General features: G+C 71.5%; 2 protein-coding genes. Both read right to left on the reverse strand.

The features are described 5' to 3' along the window. Positions 1-1,205 (reverse strand): DUF1631 family protein (locus tag BGO22_RS14965; protein ID WP_286851512.1); only part of this gene is annotated, 1,205 nt, incomplete at its 3' end. A gap of 90 nt (positions 1,206-1,295) precedes the next feature. Further along, positions 1,296-1,578, reverse strand: a 283-nt coding sequence (locus BGO22_RS14970; protein ID WP_286851514.1) for a DUF1415 family protein, incomplete at its 5' end; no start/stop codon positions are given.

Here is a 1,578-nt window from a genome sequence, read left to right on the forward strand (position 1 = left end):
TTCACCAGGGTCTGCACGGCGCGGCCGCGCGCCTCGCGCTCGCCGCGCGGCACGGCGCGGTCCTCGAACTGGCGCAGCTGGTCGAGCAGCGTGGGGAAGCGGTCGGCCAGGTCGGTCTTGCCGGGGCGGCGCAGTTCGTACACCACGTGCCGCAGCTCCTGCAGGAAGCCGCTGTAGCCCTCGTCCTGTTCGCTGGTGAATGCCAGGCTGCGCGCGGTTACGGCATCGAGCAGGCGCCGCGCGGGGTTGTTGCGGTCGGCGAAGAAGCGTGGGTTGCTGGTGGCGAGCTCCAGCAGCGCGGGCTTCATCTCCTGCAGGTGGCCGCGCACCGGCTTGAGCAGGCGCTTGTCGGTGGCGATGCGCTGCATCATCAGCGTCACCACCTCGCCGGCCAGCGCGCGGGTCATGGCGTCGTTGGCGCGGCGAGCGCCCTCGCCGCCTTCGGTGTCGCCCACCAGCAGGCGGTGCAGGTGGTCCAGCGTGAGCAGGGCCTCCTGGTCGCTCATCGGGCCTTCAAGCAGGTCCTGGCCCATGAGTTCTTCCTCGACCACGGCGCGCGACTCGGGCGCCATCACGACCGCGTAGCCGGCCGGCTGCACGCCCTGGGCGTTGAGCCAGGCGCTCAGGTGGCGGTAGAACAGGTCGAGCGATTCACCGAGCGACGTGGCGCCCACGCGCAGCCAGCGGGCGCGCGCGGCGGGCGTCACGTCCAGGCCCTTCAGCGAGGACAGCAGGGTTTCGACGAAGACCTGCACGCGCAGCGGATTGAGCTCGGCGTTGACCACCTTGAAGCCCTGCGCGGTGGACAGGCGCGCGGTGAATTCGTTGAAGGCGTCGTCGGCCGACAGCATGGCCGTCTGCTGCGCGCGGGCGATCTCCACGCGCTCGTGCACCTGGTCGTCGCCCATGAGTTCGAGTTCGTCCAGGCTGAGCGCGGGCTTGCGCGCCTGCGCGCTCGCGGCCGGGGCCTGCTCCAGCCGATCGGCCAGGGCGGACAGCCAGTGGCGGGCCACCGCGTCGCGCTGGCGGTGCACCGCCTGGTGGGCCTCCAGCAGGGCCTGGCGCTCGTGGACCTGGGTCTGCGCCAGCTCACGCTCGCGCAGCAGGCCGTGCACGCGGTCGATCCAGGCGGGGATCCATTGCCGGCACTGGTCCAGTGCCTCCTTCAGGCAGAGGTCAAGGGCCGGGAGGGGGGAATTGGGCATGGCAAAGGCATCGACGACGAACGGCGGGGGCATTGTGCCCCGCGAACCATAGTCCCAAAAGGGCGGAAAAGGCCAGCCCGCCCCGGCAATTCAGGCCTTGGTGTCGCCCGGCGCCGACAGCAGCTCGCGCCAGCCCTGCGGCCCGAGGCGGCGCAAGGTGTCCATGTTGCGGGCCACGATGGCGTCCGCGTCGCCACCCTCGCTGGCCACGGCGCGGGCCACGCTGTCCTCGCGCAGCAGGTGCAGCGTGGGAAACGGCGAGCGGTTGGTGGCGTTGGTGATGTCCTCGGGCTCGGTGCCCTCGAAGCGGTAGTCGGGGTGGAAGCTGGCGACCTGGATCACGCCCTCCAGGTCGTGCTCGGCCACCACCTCG

Source organism: Hydrogenophaga sp. 70-12 (genome assembly GCF_001897365.1).
Taxonomy (GTDB): Bacteria; Pseudomonadota; Gammaproteobacteria; order Burkholderiales; family Burkholderiaceae_C; genus Hydrogenophaga; species Hydrogenophaga borbori.